The 18,780-nt window shown below is 38.4% G+C and carries 14 protein-coding genes and 1 pseudogene; 8 read left to right on the forward strand and 7 right to left on the reverse strand.

Annotated elements, in window-relative coordinates; all coding sequences use genetic code 11:
• The first annotated feature begins 9 nt into the window (after window positions 1–9).
• From oppC to BTO23_RS03215, 4 genes are all read left to right on the forward strand, one after another.
• Window positions 10–912: an oligopeptide ABC transporter permease OppC gene (gene oppC, locus BTO23_RS03200; RefSeq protein ID WP_061002780.1), complete on the forward strand. Its 903-nt coding sequence runs from the start codon at window positions 10–12 to the stop codon at window positions 910–912.
• A gap of 50 nt (window positions 913–962) precedes the next feature.
• The gene (gene oppD / locus BTO23_RS03205) at window positions 963–1,928 is read left to right on the forward strand and encodes an ABC transporter ATP-binding protein (protein WP_060991312.1); all 966 of its coding nucleotides are present in this window, start codon (window positions 963–965) and stop codon (window positions 1,926–1,928) included.
• Window positions 1,928–2,923 carry a murein tripeptide/oligopeptide ABC transporter ATP binding protein OppF gene (gene oppF, locus BTO23_RS03210; protein WP_060991311.1) on the forward strand — a complete coding sequence of 332 codons (996 nt, stop codon included), beginning with the start codon at window positions 1,928–1,930 and terminating at the stop codon, window positions 2,921–2,923. Before oppD ends, oppF begins: the two co-directional genes overlap by 1 nt.
• Window positions 2,924–3,212: 289 nt before the next feature.
• Window positions 3,213–5,348: a methyl-accepting chemotaxis protein gene (locus BTO23_RS03215; protein ID WP_061013830.1), complete on the forward strand. Its 2,136-nt coding sequence runs from the start codon at window positions 3,213–3,215 to the stop codon at window positions 5,346–5,348.
• 106 nt (window positions 5,349–5,454) lie between these two features.
• Here BTO23_RS03215 and BTO23_RS03220 read toward each other — a convergent pair whose 3' ends face one another.
• From BTO23_RS03220 to BTO23_RS03235, 4 genes are all read right to left on the reverse strand, one after another.
• Complete coding sequence (locus BTO23_RS03220) at window positions 5,455–6,621, reverse strand: cupin domain-containing protein (protein ID WP_170066689.1); 1,167 nt, start codon at window positions 6,619–6,621, stop codon at window positions 5,455–5,457.
• A gap of 65 nt (window positions 6,622–6,686) precedes the next feature.
• Window positions 6,687–7,424, reverse strand: coding sequence for a pyruvate formate lyase 1-activating protein (pflA, locus tag BTO23_RS03225; RefSeq protein ID WP_060991308.1), 738 nt, complete (start codon window positions 7,422–7,424; stop codon window positions 6,687–6,689).
• A 160-nt stretch (window positions 7,425–7,584) separates the two neighbouring features.
• Complete coding sequence (pflB, locus tag BTO23_RS03230; RefSeq protein WP_061002776.1) at window positions 7,585–9,861, reverse strand: formate C-acetyltransferase; 2,277 nt, start codon at window positions 9,859–9,861, stop codon at window positions 7,585–7,587.
• A gap of 287 nt (window positions 9,862–10,148) precedes the next feature.
• Window positions 10,149–11,675, reverse strand: coding sequence for a DUF3360 family protein (locus tag BTO23_RS03235; RefSeq protein WP_060991306.1), 1,527 nt, complete (start codon window positions 11,673–11,675; stop codon window positions 10,149–10,151).
• 621 nt (window positions 11,676–12,296) lie between these two features.
• On the opposite strand from BTO23_RS03235, the gene BTO23_RS03240 reads away from it, so the two are divergent.
• The 4 genes and pseudogenes from BTO23_RS03240 (at window position 12,297) to BTO23_RS03255 (ending at window position 15,481) form a co-directional block, all read left to right on the forward strand.
• Window positions 12,297–13,067: an ABC transporter ATP-binding protein gene (locus BTO23_RS03240; protein ID WP_060991305.1), complete on the forward strand. Its 771-nt coding sequence runs from the start codon at window positions 12,297–12,299 to the stop codon at window positions 13,065–13,067.
• 79 nt (window positions 13,068–13,146) lie between these two features.
• Window positions 13,147–13,923 carry an ABC transporter substrate-binding protein gene (locus tag BTO23_RS03245; protein ID WP_061002774.1) on the forward strand — a complete coding sequence of 259 codons (777 nt, stop codon included), beginning with the start codon at window positions 13,147–13,149 and terminating at the stop codon, window positions 13,921–13,923.
• A 138-nt stretch (window positions 13,924–14,061) separates the two neighbouring features.
• Entirely contained in the window at window positions 14,062–14,802 is a 741-nt protein-coding gene (locus BTO23_RS03250) for an ABC transporter permease (protein ID WP_060991303.1), read from the forward strand.
• Between the two features lie 2 nt (window positions 14,803–14,804).
• Window positions 14,805–15,481: pseudogene (locus BTO23_RS03255) on the forward strand (ABC transporter permease).
• Between the two features lie 294 nt (window positions 15,482–15,775).
• Here BTO23_RS03255 and grxB read toward each other — a convergent pair.
• The 3 genes from grxB to BTO23_RS03270 all read right to left on the reverse strand — a co-directional run bounded on the left by grxB (window position 15,776) and on the right by BTO23_RS03270 (window position 18,550).
• Window positions 15,776–16,426, reverse strand: coding sequence for a glutaredoxin 2 (grxB, locus tag BTO23_RS03260; protein ID WP_060991301.1), 651 nt, complete (start codon window positions 16,424–16,426; stop codon window positions 15,776–15,778).
• A gap of 155 nt (window positions 16,427–16,581) precedes the next feature.
• Window positions 16,582–17,388, reverse strand: a complete 807-nt coding sequence (xthA, locus tag BTO23_RS03265; protein ID WP_060991300.1) for an exodeoxyribonuclease III — start codon at window positions 17,386–17,388, stop codon at window positions 16,582–16,584.
• Between the two features lie 88 nt (window positions 17,389–17,476).
• Entirely contained in the window at window positions 17,477–18,550 is a 1,074-nt protein-coding gene (locus BTO23_RS03270; protein WP_105062920.1) for a phage integrase, read from the reverse strand.
• Window positions 18,551–18,780: the final 230 nt, after the last annotated feature.

Consider the following 18,780-nt stretch of genomic DNA (forward strand, 5'->3'; position numbering starts at 1 on the left):
GACGGACGTATGTTAACGAAAAAAGAAAATTTAGAAGCGATTGAAAAATTCTCAGAAAGTCTAGAGATTGAAGGTCGTAGTTTATGGCAGGATGCTCGCCTTCGTTTTATGCGAAACAAAGCTGCAATGATCAGCCTTTGTGTACTTACCGTAATGACTCTTGCCGTGATTTTTTTACCAATGTTTAGTCAGTACGCTTATGACGATACCGATTGGTATGCACTGCATGAAGCACCAAGTATGACTCATCTTTTTGGCACAGATAGTTTAGGCCGAGATCTGTTTGTTCGTACTTTAGTTGGTGGTCGAATTTCATTAATGGTTGGTATTCTAGGTGCATTTGTTGCAGTACTTATTGGTACGCTTTATGGTGCAACTTCAGGATTTGTTGGCGGTAAAGTCGACCGTATTATGATGCGTTTTATTGAAATTTTATATGCGGTTCCATTTATGTTTCTAGTAATCGTACTAGTTACTTTCTTCGGTCGTAATATTGTACTTATTTTTGTGGCTATCGGTGCGATTGCTTGGCTTGATATGGCTCGTATCGTTCGAGGTCAAACATTGAGCTTGCGTAGTAAAGAATTTATCGAAGCAGCACACGTTTGTGGTGTGAGCAAGTGGGGTATCATCACTCGCCATATCGTACCAAACGTATTGGGTATTGTTGCTGTTTATTCAACGCTACTTATTCCAAGTATGATCTTAACTGAATCTTTCTTATCTTTTCTAGGTCTTGGTGTTCAAGAGCCAATGACAAGCTGGGGTGCTTTACTTCAAGAAGGCTCTCAAACAATGGAAGTCGCTATTTGGCAACTAACTTTCCCCGCTTTATTTATGGTTGTTACCTTATTTTGCTTTAACTACGTGGGTGATGGTTTACGTGATGCGCTGGATCCAAAAGACAGATAACTCTCTGTGTGGACAGCTAATTATTAAACAAATTTGAGCAGGAAAGAATTATGAGTTTATTAGATGTAAAAGATCTGCGCGTAGAGTTTACAACTCAAGATGGTAATGTAACCGCAGTAAATGATTTAAACTTCTCACTCAAACAGGGTGAGACATTGGGTATTGTGGGTGAATCAGGTTCTGGTAAATCACAAACAGTTTTTGCCTTAATGGGTCTATTAGCTAAAAACGGTATTATTACTGGTAGTGCAAAATTTGAAGGTAAAGAAGTTCTAAACCTTCCAGAAAAAGAATTGAATAAAATTCGTGCAGAGCAGATGGCGATGATCTTCCAAGATCCCATGACTTCTCTTAATCCATATATGAAAGTCAGTGATCAGCTGATGGAAGTATTAATGCTGCATAAAGGCATGGGAAAAGCAGAAGCATTTGAAGAGTCAGTTCGCATGCTAGAAGCGGTTAAGATCCCAGAAGCTCGTAAGCGTATTACAATGTACCCCCATGAGTTTTCTGGTGGTATGCGTCAACGTGTAATGATCGCTATGGCTTTATTGTGCCGTCCAAAACTATTAATTGCTGATGAGCCAACAACGGCATTAGATGTAACTATTCAAGCACAAATTATGCAGCTATTGAATGAACTAAAGAGTGAGTTTAATACTGCAATTATTATGATTACCCACGATTTAGGTGTGGTTGCAGGCTCATGCGACAAAGTATTAGTGATGTACGCAGGACGTACCATGGAATACGGTAGTGTTAATGAGATTTTCTATGAGCCAAGCCACCCATACGCAGAGGGTCTATTAAAAGCGATTCCACGTTTAGATCAAGAAGGTGAAATATTACCAACAATTCCAGGTAATCCACCAAATTTACTTCGTTTACCTACAGGTTGCCCTTATCAAGAGCGTTGTCATCGAGTAATGGACCGTTGTAAACAAGAAGCACCAATTCTTCAACCATTTGGTGATGGTCGTTTACGTGCTTGTTTTTCTGATCAGGAGACGTGGTAATGTCAGTAGATAAAAATTTAATTCTAGATGTAAAGAATTTGAAAGTGCATTTTAGCATTCCATCAAAATCTGTATGGCCTTGGGCAAAACCTGCTAACTTAAAAGCAGTAGATGGCGTAAATGTTCGTTTATATGAAGGTGAAACGCTTGGTGTTGTAGGTGAGTCTGGTTGTGGTAAATCAACGTTTGCTCGTGCAATTATTGGTTTAGTAGAAGCAACAGAAGGTGAGGTTGTTTGGCTTGGTCAGGATCTAACTAAGCTGGAAGATGAGCCTTTGCGTCAAAAGCGTAAAGAAATTCAAATGATCTTCCAAGATCCACTAGCTTCTCTTAATCCTCGTATGACGGTTGGAGATATCATTGCTGAGCCACTACAAACCTTTTATCCGAAATTGACTAAAGATGAAGTAAAAGACAGAGTAAAGGAGATGATGACGAAGGTGGGATTACTACCTAACGTAATTAACCGTTACCCTCATGAGTTCTCTGGTGGTCAATGTCAACGCATCGGTATTGCCCGTGCGCTTATTTTAAAGCCTAAAATGATTATCTGTGATGAACCAGTATCTGCACTTGATGTATCGATTCAAGCTCAGGTTGTTAATCTTCTTAAAGAACTGCAGAAAGAACTTGGTTTAAGTTTGGTCTTTATTGCTCACGATTTATCAGTTGTAAAGCATATTTCTGATCGCGTGTTAGTTATGTATTTAGGTAATGAAGTAGAGTTAGGTGAATCTGATGCACTATTTAGTAATCCTAAACATCCATACACTAAAGCGCTTATGTCAGCGGTTCCAATCCCAGATCCAAAGCTTGAGAGAGCAAAGGTAATTGATATGTTAGAAGGCGATTTACCTTCGCCAATCAATCCACCTTCTGGTTGTGTATTCCGTACTCGGTGTCCTCAAGCTACAGATATATGTGCCCAAACTAAACCTGAGCTAAAAGGGACAGATGTACATGCTGTTTCTTGTCTGGCAGTAGCCAGTATTTAATTTTAATTACCGTGTGGTTGGTTGACTTATCCACATTGAGTAATTAAGTTTATATTCAGCCTGTGACAGGCTTAAGCGCGATAGTTTTTATATCGCGCTTTTTTTGTACCTATTAAATAAAATGTTGATATTTGGTTAAATATTTTTTACTAACTGTCGATATATATAATCATAAGAATTCAGATAGCGTTTTAATAACATCCTAAATAAGTATCTGATCAACGACTTATCAGGATTAGAATAACTAGAAAATAAACAGGTCAACGAAGTCATATTAAAAGGATATTATATGCAATCACTTTCACTTCAGTGGAAGATAACCATAGCGGCAGCTATTGGACTTATCACCCTTGCTATTTCGCTTATTGGGTTTTCAATTTACTCATCGATTGAAAATCAAAAAATTGTTCAAAAACAAACATCAAACTCCGTTATTCAGCAAACTCAAACATTGTTAATGGCAGAAGCGAAAAATCAATCCAAACAAATACAAACTTATTTAGATGAAGCGATTTACCGAGCAGAAATGCTTGCTGAAAGTGCGTTATTTTTTCAAAAGAGTGCTGAAGATACCTTTATGGACAGTGGTGATTTACGCCAATCTTTAAGTGATATGATGAAACGACCTGTTGAGCAATATTCAAATATTTATGGTACTTACAGTATCTATTTACCAGATATGTTAGACGGAGAAGATTTTAATTATCATGATGCAGGGTATGCAAGTTCAAATAAAGTAGGACGCTTTGCTCCTTATTGGTTTAAATCGGCCGCTGAAGTTGCTCAAATGCGTGTGTTTACTGAGAAAGAATTAGGTAACACAACTGCAAAATCTAACGGTGATACTGCTAATTATTGGTTTACATGTAGTTTAAAAGAAAGTCGTTTATGTATTATGGATCCTTATTATTATGAAAGTGATGGAGTCACAAGATTGATTAGCTCTATTACTGCCCCGTTAATAAAAGAGAGTCAAACCATCGGAATGGTAGGTATTGATCTTGATATTGCTCGATTGTCTGGGCTAATTACTCAAGCGGATAAAGCTATATTTAATGGAAAAGGTGCTATTTATATCGTTAATGGTAAAGGGCAGCTTATTTTATCCGACCAGAAAGAGGTTTCTTTTGGGCAGAACTTAGGAGCCCATGACAGTACATTATCTTCTGTATCCTCTTGGGTCTCACAAGGGACGACACAATTAATATGGTCAGCTAATCAAGATAAGCTATTTGTCTTCGTGCCTATTAATTTAAAGTCGCAAAATTGGGGAGTAATTATTGAAGTTGATAGAAAGACTGTTTTTTCTGATGCTGAAAAATTAGATCAATTACTCATAAGCCAAGGAAATGAATTTTTATTTATGCAGGCAGGTGTTGGCGTAGGGTTAACTTTTTTAGTTTTGGTAGCCTTGTGGTTTGCAACGAAACAGATTGTAAAACCTATTTCAGTTGTCGCGGCACGTTTAAAAGATATCGCTTCTGGTGAAGGGGATTTAACTCAACGTTTGATTATACAGAATAAAGATGAAGTAGGACAATTGGCACATTGGTTTAATGCTTTCTTAGAAAAACTGCAATTTACAATTAAAGATGTCGCTCAAAGTAGTGATGAGTTATCTAATGTTGCTGTGCGATCGAGTGTTATTGCAAGCGAATCTAAAGAAGGCAGTAATGTTCAATTTAAAGAAGTTGATATGGTTGCAACTGCTGTTGAAGAGTTAACTCAAACAGCAAGCTTAGTGGTTGATCACTCTACATTGGCAGCGGATGCGGCTAAACAAGCTGAATCAGCATCAAACCAAGGAAAAGAGTTAATACTAACAACTGAGTCGGTGATCCAATCGTTAGTTGCTAATATGGAAAAAGCGGTTCCCGTAGCTCAAGAATTAGAAAGTAATAGCATTAATATTACGACGATTTTATCGGTTATCGAAGGTATTTCAGAGCAAACTAATTTATTAGCATTGAATGCTGCCATTGAAGCAGCACGAGCAGGTGAGCAAGGGCGAGGTTTTGCTGTTGTGGCTGACGAAGTTCGTCAACTTGCGAGCCGTACTGGAGATTCGGTTGATGAGATCCGTACGGTTATTGATCAGTTGCAATCGGGAACTAAATCCGTGGTTTCAGCTATCACAGAAGGCAATACGATAGCTTTAGATGGAGCATCAACCATTAAATTATCAGTAGAAAGTTTGCAGCAGATCAGTGATGCGGTGGTAACGATACAAGACATGAATATGCAGATTGTGAGAGCCGCAGAAGAGCAACAAGCGGTATCCAATGAAGTAAATCAAAGCGTCAGTAATATCAGAGATTCAAGCCAAAAGATGCTAGAGCAGGCGAACCTAGGTGAAGAGGTAGGTTTGGAACTGTCTTCTTTATCTACACAACAAAAAGAGCTGATGTCACAGTTTAAAGTTTAAATCTTTCTGTAATGAAAATAAAAACGCCCATGGAGTTAAATTCATGGGCGTTGTTTTTAATCTGTATAATTAATTACAGTGGTAAAAAATCAGATTAATATAGTTGTTATTCTTCGTCTTCCTCTGATTCTACGAACCAGTAGCCGATATTTACAAACTGCAGTAAGTTAGCTACTGAATGTGGATCTTGCAGTAAATTCTCGACATCAAGCAGTGTAAATTCTGATGTTTCACATAGCGTAATGACATCATTTTTTACAGCTAGTGGGAAAACATAGCTTTCGCCATCAATATAAAGCGTCATGTTACCTTCACATGCTTCGGCTTCATGATAGAAAGCACGAAGGCCTGCAACTTTGATCAGAGCTTGACCTGACTGTAAGTAACCAAGTAATTCTTCAGTTGTCCATTTTTCAGAATCAGGAAGGATATTTAGATTATGGCGAGAGTTACTTAAATATTCCCCCATAAATTGTTTAAGGCTCTGTTCATTAGACATGGCATTTAACATCATGGCTTTTAAGTCTTCAAAGCTTTGCGTTGTAATCTCTGTTCCGTGAGTTTGCGCTTGAAGATCTGGATTGTGGTAATGCACATCACTTAGTTCATTTTCAATAATGAAATCCGCAAAATTACTTACTAGCTCTTGCTCTTTTGGAGAGCGAAAGCCCGCTGAATAGCTCATTGATGGTTCTAATGCATAGCCGTCATGTGGGAAGCCTGGTGGAATATAAAGAATGTCACCAGGTTCTAAAATTTGATCGATAATAGGATCAAATCCAGTGATTTGCTTTAATGCACTATGGCGGTGCTCTTCTTGATATTCACCGATATCACCCACACGCCAATGACGCTTGCCTTGACCTTGAATGATGAACACATCGTATTGATCAATGTGTGGACCAACGCCACCATCTGGCACAGAATAACTGATCATGATGTCATCAAATAACCAGTTTGGCATTTGTTTGAATGGCTTAAATAGCTCAGCTGCCCCTTCGTGCCAATGGTTAGCGGCTTGAACGATAATAGACCAATTAGTTTCACCCAGCGTATCGAATAGTTCTTCGCTTAATGGCCCGTGTTCTGCTTTCCATTCGTTGTTTAAGTTAGAAACAAAGCGAGAATCCACGTCATTTTCTAGTGTTAAACCGGCTAACTCTTCAGGCGTTACTGGGTCTTGAAAGTTTTCAAAACCACCTTTGATGATAACTGGTTTTTTCTGCCAATATTCTGAGAGAAATTCTTGTAGTGAAAAGCTTAATTGATACATGATTTTTTCCAATAAAAATGCCCGATAGTCGGGCATTTAGAATAAATTTAGGGTGAAGTTCGAGCTTAGAATTTCACGTTGTTATGGTATTGGCTTAGGATCTCTACCATTTTTTCCATGGTTTCTTTAGAAGGAGGGTTTACTCCATCAAGAGGGTACTCAAGCCCCATCGCTTCCCATTTATGTGCACCTAGTTGGTGGTAAGGAAGCAATTCAATTTTCTCAATGTTATCCATGTCTTTAATGAATTCACCAAGTAGATGTGCTGATTCTTCATCGTCTGTATAGCCAGGAACAATAACGTAGCGGATCCACGTTTTTTGTCCAATCTTGTGTAAGTAACGAGCAAAATCTAGAACGCGAGCGTTTGATACACCAATAAACTCTTTATGAATATCATCTTTCATTTGTTTAAGGTCAAGCATAACAAGATCAGAGACTTCTAATACTTCATCGATAACATCAGTATGTTTACGGATATAGCCATTAGTGTCTAAGCAGGTATGCATACCTTCAGCTTGTGCTGCACGGAAGAAATCACGAACAAACTCAGGTTGAAGCATTGCTTCGCCACCAGAACAGGTAATGCCGCCGCCAGATGCTTTCATAAAGTGACGATAGCTTTTTGCTTCTTCAATTAATTCAGTAACGGTAACTTCTTTACCTTCATGCGTGTCCCAAGTATCGCGGTTATGGCAATACATGCAACGCATTAAACAACCTTGTAAAAAGATGATAAAGCGAATACCGGGACCATCAACGGTACCACAAGATTCAAAAGAGTGAATACGACCTACAGACATGACGACATTTCTCCGAGCTATAATTATGTGGCCATTTTATTACACTTTGAACTAATTAAGTAGGGTAACCAGAGAGAAATAGGGGGAATTATGAGGAAAGTGGAAATAAAAAAGCCCCACCAAAATGGCAGGGCTTAATGCTACTTAATTAACGCTGAAATTATAGAGTTTCAGTGAAAGTACGTGCGATTACGTCTTTTTGTTGTTCAGTAGTTAGAGAGTTAAAACGCACAGCGTAACCCGATACACGGATAGTTAGTTGTGGGTAGTTCTCTGGGTGCTTAACTGCGTCTTCTAGAGTTTCACGGTTAAGAACGTTTACGTTAAGGTGTTGACCACCCTCTACGTTAGCTTCGTGGTGGAAGTAACCATCCATTAGGCCTGCAAGGTTAGAACGACGGTTGTCATCGTCTTTACCTAGTGCGTTAGGAACAATAGAGAATGTGTAAGAAATACCATCTTGTGCATCAGCAAACGGTAGTTTACCTACTGATGTTAGAGATGCTACAGCACCTTTTTCATCACGGCCGTGCATTGGGTTAGCACCAGGAGCAAAAGGTGCACCTGCTTGACGACCATCTGGTGTGTTACCAGTTTTCTTACCGTATACAACGTTAGATGTAATAGTAAGAATTGATTGAGTAGGGATAGCGTTACGGTACATTTTAAGCTTACGGATTTTACCCATGAACGTAGAAACTAGTTCACATGCGATATCATCAACGCGAGCGTCGTTGTTACCAAATTTAGGGTAATCACCTTCGATGTCGAAGTCGATAGCGATGCCATCTTCGTCACGAATTGGTTTAACTGTAGCGTATTTGATTGCAGATAGAGAATCGGCTGCAACAGATAGACCAGCAATACCACATGCCATTGTACGACGAACGTCACGGTCATGAAGAGCCATTAGAGACGCTTCGTAGCTGTACTTGTCGTGCATGTAGTGGATAGAGTTCAATGCTGTAACGTATTGAGTTGCTAACCAATCCATGAAGTGATCTAGACGATCCATTACTTTAGCGTAATCAAGAACTTCATCAGTCATTGGCGCTTCTTTAGGGCCAACTTGGATTTTCAGCTTCTCATCAACGCCGCCGTTGATAGAGTAAAGCATTGTTTTAGCAAGGTTAGCACGAGCACCGAAGAACTGCATTTGCTTACCAACGATCATTGGAGATACACAACAAGCGATTGCGTAATCGTCAGAACCTAGGTCAGGACGCATTAGGTCATCATTTTCGTACTGGATAGAAGAAGTATCGATAGATACTTTTGCACAGAAACGTTTGAAGCCTACAGGCAGTTGCTCAGACCAAAGAACAGTAATGTTTGGCTCTGGAGAAGGACCCATAGTGTAAAGGCTGTTTAGGAAACGGAAGTTAGTACGTGTAACTAGTGTACGACCATCAATACCCATACCACCCATAGATTCTGTAGCCCAGATTGGGTCACCAGAGAATAGCTCATCGTATTCAGGAGTACGTAGGAAACGAACCATACGTAGCTTCATTACGAAATGGTCAATCATTTCTTGAGCTTTTTCTTCAGTTAGAAGACCAGCTTCGATATCACGTTGGATGTAGATGTCTAGGAAAGTCGAAGTACGACCTAGAGACATTGCAGCACCATTTTGAGATTTAACAGCTGCTAGGTAGCCGAAGTAAGTCCATTGAATAGCTTCTTGAGCTGTCGTTGCTGGTTCAGAGATATCACAACCGTATTTAGCTGCCATAACTTTGATTTGACCTAGAGCACGGTGTTGCTCAGCAATTTCTTCACGAAGTTGCATAGTAGCTGTTAGATCTTCGCCTTTTTCAAAACGTTCTTGTAAAGAAGCGAATTGAGCTAGCTTGTCTTTGATTAGGAAATCAATACCGTAAAGTGCAACACGACGGTAATCACCAATGATACGACCACGGCCGTATGCATCAGGAAGACCTGTTAGAACACCTGATTTACGACAGTTTAGAATGTCTTTAGTATAGATATCGAAAACACCAGCATTGTGTGTTTTGCGGTATTCAGAATAGATTTTTGAAACCATAGGATCAAGTTCACGATCGTATGCTTTACAAGAACCTTCAACCATACGTACACCACCGTTAGGGATGATTGCACGTTTTAGAGGAGCATCAGTTTGAAGACCAACGATTGTTTCTAGGTCTTTGTTGATGTATCCAGCGTCATGAGCTGTAATGGTAGAGATAAGAGAAGTATCAAAATCAACAGGTGCATGAGTTGCGTTTTCCTGTTTGATGCCTTCCATTACTTTAGCCCAAAGCTTGTTAGTTGCTTCAGTACCTTCAGAAACTAGGAATTCTTCGTCACCTTCATAAGGCGCATAGTTCTTTTGGATGAAATCGCGAACGTTAACTTCGTTTTGCCACTCACCGTCTGCAAAACCTGTCCAAGCTTTAGCAAATTGCTCTGCCATGATATACCTACCTTTCTTAGTAGAAAAAATACGTACTATTTAAGTGGTGTTATGAATAGACCACAACCCGTATGGGCAAATAGTACACTCTAATATTAATAACAATATGGATGGTTATAAAAACTAGTCTATACGCATTCATATTGCGACTAATCGCTCTATTTTTCAATCATAGCTTAAACTTTTTTTATAAACCTTAAACTAAATCAATAAATCTTAAACTTTTTTAATAATTTTGGGGTAGCTGTTGACGCTACCCCAGAAGTATTATAGTAACGCTTACTTAATTAAAGTAAAGCTGGGATGCCATATTGACCTTCAAGCATACCAACAGCAAGCATTGCAATGAAACAAACAATTAATACGCCCGCAGGAATGATAATACGATCAGCAAAAGAAAGTTTCTTAGAACGCTCTTTGTCGCCAATTAACCCATTGTTATCTAACAACATTGCTAAAGCCCATGCAAGAACAGGGTTGGTTACAGCGGCTGCAAAAATACAAATACCTGCAGATTGAGAATCTTTAGTATCTTTGATCATCTGAACACCAGCTTCAAGAAGAGGTAAGAATACACCAACTAATAAAGCAATACGCATTACTGGAGGCCATACCGCTACATCCATAGGGAAACCTAAGATTGCAATAATGATACATAAAGAGCCTAGTAAAATTGCACCAGCAGGGATAGGACGCTTCGCTATCGCTGCAGGGATCATGTAGGTACCCCAAGAAGAAGTAATGTTACCACCACCAACGGCTGTACCAACCATTTGGCGAATTGAACACATGGTCATAGTGTCATCCACATCCATCAATACTTTTTCAGTACGACGAGGGTAGTTTAGTTCTTGGAAGATACGGTGACCTAGGAAATCAGGTGACCACATTGCTACAGCAAGAATTGCAAACGGCAATGAAGCAATAAAGTGCTGTAAGTTTGGTAAGCCAAGCATCCAACCTTCAGTCGTTGAGCCCCACCAGTAAACTGGATTCAGGTTTGGTAGCCCCATTTCTGTTTCAAAAACCAAATCAAAACCAGCGCCAAAGATAAGAGCAATGATTAAGCCGGTAAATGCACAAGCAGGGATCGCTAACCAACGTTTATTAACACGTGCTAATAAAGCATAAAGAACGATGTTTACAGCTAAAACCACTAAGCCAACATAACCCATACTACCTTTTGCAACATCAGCAGATTGTAGGCTTGTTGCCCAAGATTGGATTTCACCAATTTGACTCATTGCACCGGTAAAGCCTAAAAAGACAAGTAAACCGCCAGCAACCCCTTCAGAGGTTAAATTGACCAGTTTAGAGCCACCTTTAAAGTAGCTTAATAATAGACCAAAGACACCCAAAAGAAGAGCAAGAGCAAGAGGGTGGGCACCGGCAAGAGCGATCGTACCGATTAGAGGTATCATTGGACCGTGGTTACCTGCAAGGTTAGCTCTAGGGTTAATAAAGCCAGATGCAAGAATACAGAATAATAGTGCAGGGATAAGCATTTCAACACGAGCTACTTCAATAGCAAACTCTTTGCCTAAGTTTACGTGATCCCATGCTTGAGTTAGGCCATCAGCCCAAGACATCATTACCGCAGAATACATTGCGATAATACCAATTGTACCAGCTAAAGCAGGAACTAGATCTTCAAGTTCAAAACGGAAATCACGGCCTGGTAAATTCAAGCGAAAGCGACGTGGTTTCATGATTTGAAGTTCATGATCTAAATAATCTGAACGGCTATTGAACTCAGAAGCTGGGCGATGTAGCTCGCTATAGCTTTTTTCGTTCTGATCTTTGTCTATAGACATAGAATCCTCATAATAAAATTTTAAAGTAAAATAAAGAGTCAATATATTAATAATATTGATAGGTGTTTCTTGTTATTTGGGCTGAGTGTAGCACATGAAAATTAAGCCAATGATTGATCTCGATCACTATATAATTGTATATGAAAGAAAACTACAAAATGAGACGGTTAATACTTTGGTATTATTATGTTAATGATGGTTTTGTTACTATTTTTTTCTTTTAATAACAGTCCTCTACAGTGTTTTTGATGCATAATTAGAATGGTATCAACAATATTGAACTTGTTAACATTTCTTAATAAAAAGCAAATAATAGTCGTAATTCATTTACATGTAGTACGTGTAGTATGTGCTATATTCGTTGTATTTTAAGGATAAAAACCTAAATTTAAATGTTTCAATATTGTTAATTCATTAGTGAATATAAATATTAGAATTAAGTTGATAAGTGCGTAAAATCTATTTTTATTTGAATTAAAATTCTTCATTCATTTGGATTATGTTTACCGCTCATGCTTTGGTTAATAAATTGTTGCTTGTGATAATTTTGAGTGTTAAATTCTAAGAATAAAGAGAAAAGCAAACGATTAATGTGTGATTGAAATTAGGAGTATATGGCGCATGAAGGATGCAGTCGCGCTAGAAGTAAAAGATTTACACAAGCATTTTGGACAAAATGAAGTGCTAAAAGGTATTTCATTAGAAGCCAATAAAGGTGATGTAATCTCTATTATTGGATCATCAGGCTCAGGTAAGAGTACTTTCCTGCGTTGTATTAATTTACTTGAAACACCAACAAAGGGTGAAATTTGGGTAAATGGTGAACTCATTGAAATGAAAAATAATCGTCGAGGTGAGTCAATTCCTGCGAATGAAAAACAAGTTCAACGAATTAGATCTCGTTTAGCGATGGTTTTCCAAGGTTTTAATCTTTGGTCTCACATGACGGTCTTACAGAATGTGATTGAAGCACCTGTACATGTATTAGGTATGCCAAAAGCAGAAGCGATTGAAAAAGCGGAGCAAATATTAAAGCAAGTTGGGTTGTATGAACGTAGGGATTATTATCCTGGACATTTGTCTGGGGGACAACAACAACGTGCAGCTATTGCTCGTGCATTAGCTGTCGATCCTGAAGTGATGTTATTTGATGAACCAACTTCAGCACTTGACCCTGAGCTAGTTGGGGAAGTGTTAGGTGTAATGAGAGATCTCGCTGAAGATGGTCGCACTATGTTAGTTGTAACTCATGAGATGGCATTTGCTCGAGACGTATCAAATCATGTGATGTTTTTGCATCAGGGGTTAGTTGAAGAGCAGGGAGACCCTGCAAAGCTTTTTACTAATCCGGAATCAGAAAGACTGCAACAGTTTATTTCATCCATTTATTAGATTGATGAAATGAGTTCCACCGAAACACAACAAAGTAAATATGGATAAGAATAATTAAATTAGTTACAGGAGCAAGGAAATGAAAAAGTGGTTATTAGCAGCAATTGTTGCATCTACGGCCGTAACTGGCGCAGCTCAAGCAAAAGAATGGAAGCAAATCCGATTTGGCATTGAAGGGGCTTATCCTCCTTTTAGTTGGACAGAACCTTCAGGTGAACTAAAAGGTTTTGATGTTGATATTGCAAACGCACTGTGTCAAGAGATGGAAGCTCGCTGTAAAATTGTGGCTCAAGATTGGGATGGCATCATTCCATCACTGCTTGCTCGTAAGTACGATGCAATTATTGCAGCGATGTCGATTACAGAAGAGCGTAAAAAGAAAATTGATTTTACTGAGAAATACGCACTGATCCCAAATAAGTTTGTTGCTAAAAAAGGAACAGAACTAGTAATGACAAAAGAGGGTCTTAAAGGTGTAACTGTTGGTGTTCAACGCGCAACAACGCATGATAAATACTTAACAGATAATTTTGGTAAAGGCGTTGATCTTAAACGTTACGGGTCATTTGATGAAGCATACCTCGATCTTAAAGCTGGCCGTATTGATACTGTTCTTGGTGATGCATCAGCACTTGAAGAAGGTTTGTTAAATAAGCCAGGCGGTAAAGAGTATGAGTTTGTTGGCCCATCATTAACTGATCCTAAATGGTTTGGTGATGGCTTTGGCATTGCAACTCGCAAGCAAGATAAAGATTTAACTAACCAATTAAATGCAGCAATTGATTCATTACGTGAAAAAGGTATCTATCAAGAGATTGCCGCTAAATACTTTAATTATGATGTTTATGGTGAATAAACATTAGAATTAATTATTAAAGGGAGGGGACACACTCGGTGTCTCTTCCATTATTTCTAATAGTCATACTTACCCCAATATATATCGAGTAAGTCTTATGTATTGGAGTGGGTATTAAAGTGAAAGCTTGGAAGCAGTATGTTAGATTTACAAGGATATGAATCCTCCATCCTAGAGGGGGCAATAGTGACGCTGCAAGTGGCTCTATTATCTCTGATCTTAGCGGTATTCTTAGGTTTACTCGGAGCATTGGCTAAAATGGCTCCTTATCGTTGGGCAAGGTCAATCGCAACCGTATATACAACGGTTGTTCGTGGTATCCCCGATCTTGTGTTAATGATGTTGTTATTTTTTGGCGGTCAGATGCTGCTTAACAACGGGTTGTACGCAACGAATGAGTGGATTAATGAGTGGATGACTAACTCTAATCCTGAGCATGAATGGTTTTCTTACCTTCCAGATTACATTGAAATTAGCCCGTTTATCGCTGGTGTCTTAACTATTGGGTTTATCTTTGGTGCATATATGGCTGAAACTTTCCGCGGTGCAATAATGGCAGTAGATCGCGGTGAAATGGAAGCCGCAAAAGCTTATGGGATGAGTGGTGCGATGGCTTTTCGTCGTATTTTGTTCCCACAAATGATCAGACATGCATTACCAGGATTTGGTAATAATTGGTTAGTGTTATTAAAAACAACCGCATTAGTGTCGATTATTGGTTTGGAGGATATGGTACGAGTGAGTTCAATGGCAGCAGGCACTACAAAAATGCCATTTACGTTTTATATGACTGTTGCGTGTATTTTCTTGTTATTCACTGCCGTTTCGACAGGCGCGTTAAAGCTAGTCGAGCGTAAATTTAGTATTCATACGAGGTAAGCATGGATTTTTCAATTATTATTGAGAGCCTACCTGTTTATTTAGAAGGGCTTTGGACTACGGTTTGGTTGGTTGCGCTTTCTTTAGTTATTGGTTTGTGTATTGCTGTGCCTTCTGCGATAGCAAGGAATAGCACTAATCCATTAATTTGGGTGCCTGCTTGGGCTTATATTTATTTCTTCCGAGGAACGCCTTTACTGATCCAGTTGTACCTTATTTATTATGGGATGGATCAATTTTATCCAGTAAAAGACACCGTATGGGAGCATGCCTCTTTCTGTGCTTTGGTTGCTTTTGCATTAAATACAGGCGCATATACATCTGAAATTGTTCGTGGTTCAATCAATGGATTACCACAAGGTGAAATTGAAGCTGCTAAGGCTTATGGTATGAGTCAATTTCAAACTTATAAACGCATTATTTTACCAAGTGCTTTACGTAGAGCATTGCCAGCATACAGTAATGAAGTGATTTTCATGTTACACGGTTCTGCAATCGCTGGGATTGTCACTTTAATGGATTAACTGGAGCCGCTCGATTAGTTAATTCTCGTTATTATGCTCCTTTTGAATCGTATATAGCAGCTGGTCTGTTTTACATGTGTCTAACTTTTATTATTATTTTTATATTTAAGCAGCTCGAAACACGAATGCTTAGATTTATGAGGCCATTAAGTTAACTGGCTTTTAAGTACTAATCAAAAAGAGCACTGAATGTGCTCTTTTTTTGTTAAGATTCATTCGAACAAGTAGGTGGTCAGCTTAGGCTCTTGAGGAGATTGTTATGAAGTTATCATTTTTATTGATAAGGCTAGTAAAGTTAGTCGTTATTTGCGCATTCTTTTTGAGTCTTTTTGATTTCATTGAGCATGGTGAAATACTTTGGTTCCAACGTTGGTTCTAATTGTAATGATAAAAAAAAGAGCACTTTTATGTGCTCTTTTTTTACCTTATAACCACTAATTAAATTAATGTTATACAGCGACATCTAAATATAGATTTACACCTGTTAGTTCATTAATCTCTTCTAGATAGTTTTTCAGATGAGGTGGGAAATCTAATCCTTTTACGACGGTTAGGTTACGTAGGAATGGGAAAAAATTGACATCATCCCAAGTGATCTTATTGCCTTTTTCTGATGGTAAAGTAATGAAATTAACGTTAACTAAAAGAGGTTTTAACGACTTAATGTATTCATCACTTTGAGCAAGAGCCTCTTTAAAACTCATTTCAATAAATGCTTCTTTTTTCTCTGTAAACCACGTTACTGCTTCAGGACGCTCAAATTCAGGTAGCTCAAATTGAGTCCAACGAGGGAAGGTTAATTTATTAAATAAGGGGCGGGCATTACTTAGCCACTCTGAGATATCGTCAGCGTGAGTGCCTTTCTCTATGACAGGATGGTGATCGATCTCATCGAGATATTTTGCAATATCAAGACTTTCAGCCATATAGTTGCCATCGTCTTTTTCTAGAATAGGTACCATGTTTGCGCCTACCATTTCGATACGTGTATCGACATCATCATTTTGAAGATAAGTAAATTCAACAGGAAGCTTTTTTATTCCTGCGACCATTTTTGCTTTCATGCAAAATGGACAGTGGTCAAAGATGAATAATTTCATTGTATTTCCTCAATAACACGAGTCTAAATAAGGTTTAGCCTATATGTAGATCATTAAAATAGAGTATTTAATGAGTATCGTAGCAAACTTATTTTTATTCGTAACAATAACATAATAAAAAAGCTCTCCCCTTAAATTGAGATGAGAGCTTATTATTATTTAAATGTAGACCAGATTGGTGCGTGATCAGAAGGTTTTTCAATGCCACGTAGTTCGTAGTCAATTCCCGCCTCAGTACACTTAACTGCGAGTGTTGGCGTAGCCATTACAACATCAATACGAAGGCCACGATTATCAACAAAGCCTTTTGAGCGATAATCAAACCAAGAGAATTGGTCGGTTACTTCTGGATGAAGGTTACGGAAGGTATCTTCAAATCCCCAATCTTTTAATGTTTGTAGCCATTCACGCTCTTCTGGCTGGAATGAGCATTTACCCGTTCTTAACCAACGTTTCGCATTTGGTTCACCAATACCAATATCTAAATCAATAGGGCTGATATTAATGTCACCCATGATAATGAGTTCTTCATCACTGTTATGATGAGAGTTTAGATGAGTCATTAGATCTTTATAGAACTGACGTTTGTATGGGAATTTAGTTTCATGCTTAATGCTATCACCCTGTGGGAAATACCCATTCATAACGGTGAACTGTGAACCATCTTCACGCTGATGTGTCGTCATGATCATGCGTTTTTGATGTTCTTCGGTATCCGTATCAAAACCATATTGAACAGAAATAGGCTCTTCTTTACATAGCATAGCAACACCGTAATGTGCTTTTTGTCCATGGAAGTAGACTTTATAGCCCATTGCTTCGACAGCTTCGACAGGGAACATTTCGTTATGTACTTTGATCTCTTGAAGACCGATAACGTCTGGGTTGTGCTTATCAATGATAGCTTGAAGTTGATGAAGGCGAGCACGAAGGCCATTTATGTTGAAGCTGATTACTTTCATTGTTTTCTAGATTCCTTGTTTTATATAGGGTTTCGTTATTTTTCAATGTGTTAGTTATGTGAGTAAAACTAAATAAGGGTAATGAAAACTAATGGTTGTTAACCGCTGCCGCCACTTTGTCGCCATATTTTATGTCGTACTTGGTGGCATTTAATGGGTTTAACGAAACCGCATCATTTAGGTGATCAGGTGCAAAATGTGAATAAGCCATTGTTTGCTTAATATCCTGATGACCGAGGATTTTCTGTAATACCAAGATATTACCACCATTCATCATAAAATGGCTCGCAAAAGTATGTCTCAAAACGTGAGTCGATTGTCCTTTGGGTAAATCTGGTAATGCCAAGGTTAGCCATTTATGAACAACACCATAGCCACAGGTAAAAACTCGGCCAGAAGTCGGTTGATAAAGCTCATCATATAATTCTTTAGAAATGGGAATAGTGCGGTTTCGTTTCCCCTTAGTATTAATGTACGTGATCTTATACTCAGATAATTGAGAGCCTTGAAGACTTACCGCTTCCATAATTCGCGCACCAGTGGATAAGCAAATTTTGATAATAGAAGAGAGCTGATCACCAATAGGGCTTTTTGATACAAACAAAAGCAAATCATCAATCTGAGCTTTAGATAAAAAAGTGAGTTCACTTTCACCTGTTTTAATCTTCTTTATTCCCAGCATTGGGTTTGGGTAATCCCATTCTTTAATTTCAATTAAATGGTTAAACACACCTTGAAGAGAGAGCTGGTCAAAGTTATGTGAGGCTGGTGAAAGTTCACCGCCGCTTCGTCCTGTTCCTCGGCCTCGTGTTTTTCTATTTGCGCGATAATGAACAAAATCAGTCGGTGTTAAACGTAAAGCGATTGGGTCGTTCAGTTCTTCACATACCATCATTAACCGGCGATAAGTAGTCACGCCTGAGCGTAAATGCTTACCATGTAAATTAAACCAAAGCGTTAGCAACTCAGAAAGAGGGCGTTTGTCTTCTTTTGCACCAAGCCATGGTTTGTCATCAATAGTTTTCATCGTGAAGGTTTCAAATGCGGTTGCTTCTCCTTTTGTTGCAAAGCGTTTACGGATCCGTTTACCTTCTCGGCCCGTTGGATAGCATTCACAAATCCAAGGTTTCTTACTTCCATCTTTTAAATTACGTACTGACACATTAAATACCGATAAATATGTATATATATACAGTAATGCGATTATTGAGAATCTTCAATGTTTAAATTTGATGTTATATACATTGATCTTAGATGTTCTACTTAATAGGTATTTAATACAAATAACGTGCACTTCATCACGAATTTATTCTTTATGAGTGGAATTTTCAATTAATCACATTATGTAGTTAGGCGATACCTAATTAACTCTTGTAGAATAATCTGTAACTG

It is taken from the genome of Aliivibrio sifiae (genome assembly GCF_002954715.1).
GTDB lineage: Bacteria > Pseudomonadota > Gammaproteobacteria > Enterobacterales > Vibrionaceae > Aliivibrio > Aliivibrio sifiae.

Bases quoted from the DNA above. Each gene is read 5' to 3' on its own strand.
- pflA (WP_060991308.1), bottom strand. From the start codon at position 7,424: ATGTCTGTAGGTCGTATTCACTCTTTTGAATCTTGTGGTACCGTTGAT.
- BTO23_RS03215 (WP_061013830.1), top strand. From the start codon at position 3,213: ATGCAATCACTTTCACTTCAGTGGAAGATAACCATAGCGGCAGCTATT.
- xthA (WP_060991300.1), bottom strand. From the start codon at position 17,388: ATGAAAGTAATCAGCTTCAACATAAATGGCCTTCGTGCTCGCCTTCAT.
- oppD (WP_060991312.1), top strand. From the start codon at position 963: ATGAGTTTATTAGATGTAAAAGATCTGCGCGTAGAGTTTACAACTCAA.
- BTO23_RS03235 (WP_060991306.1), bottom strand. From the start codon at position 11,675: ATGTCTATAGACAAAGATCAGAACGAAAAAAGCTATAGCGAGCTACAT.
- BTO23_RS03250 (WP_060991303.1), top strand. From the start codon at position 14,062: ATGTTAGATTTACAAGGATATGAATCCTCCATCCTAGAGGGGGCAATA.
- pflB (WP_061002776.1), bottom strand. From the start codon at position 9,861: ATGGCAGAGCAATTTGCTAAAGCTTGGACAGGTTTTGCAGACGGTGAG.
- grxB (WP_060991301.1), bottom strand. From the start codon at position 16,426: ATGAAATTATTCATCTTTGACCACTGTCCATTTTGCATGAAAGCAAAA.
- BTO23_RS03240 (WP_060991305.1), top strand. From the start codon at position 12,297: ATGAAGGATGCAGTCGCGCTAGAAGTAAAAGATTTACACAAGCATTTT.
- BTO23_RS03245 (WP_061002774.1), top strand. From the start codon at position 13,147: ATGAAAAAGTGGTTATTAGCAGCAATTGTTGCATCTACGGCCGTAACT.
- oppC (WP_061002780.1), top strand. From the start codon at position 10: ATGTTAACGAAAAAAGAAAATTTAGAAGCGATTGAAAAATTCTCAGAA.
- oppF (WP_060991311.1), top strand. From the start codon at position 1,928: ATGTCAGTAGATAAAAATTTAATTCTAGATGTAAAGAATTTGAAAGTG.
- BTO23_RS03220 (WP_170066689.1), bottom strand. From the start codon at position 6,621: ATGTATCAATTAAGCTTTTCACTACAAGAATTTCTCTCAGAATATTGG.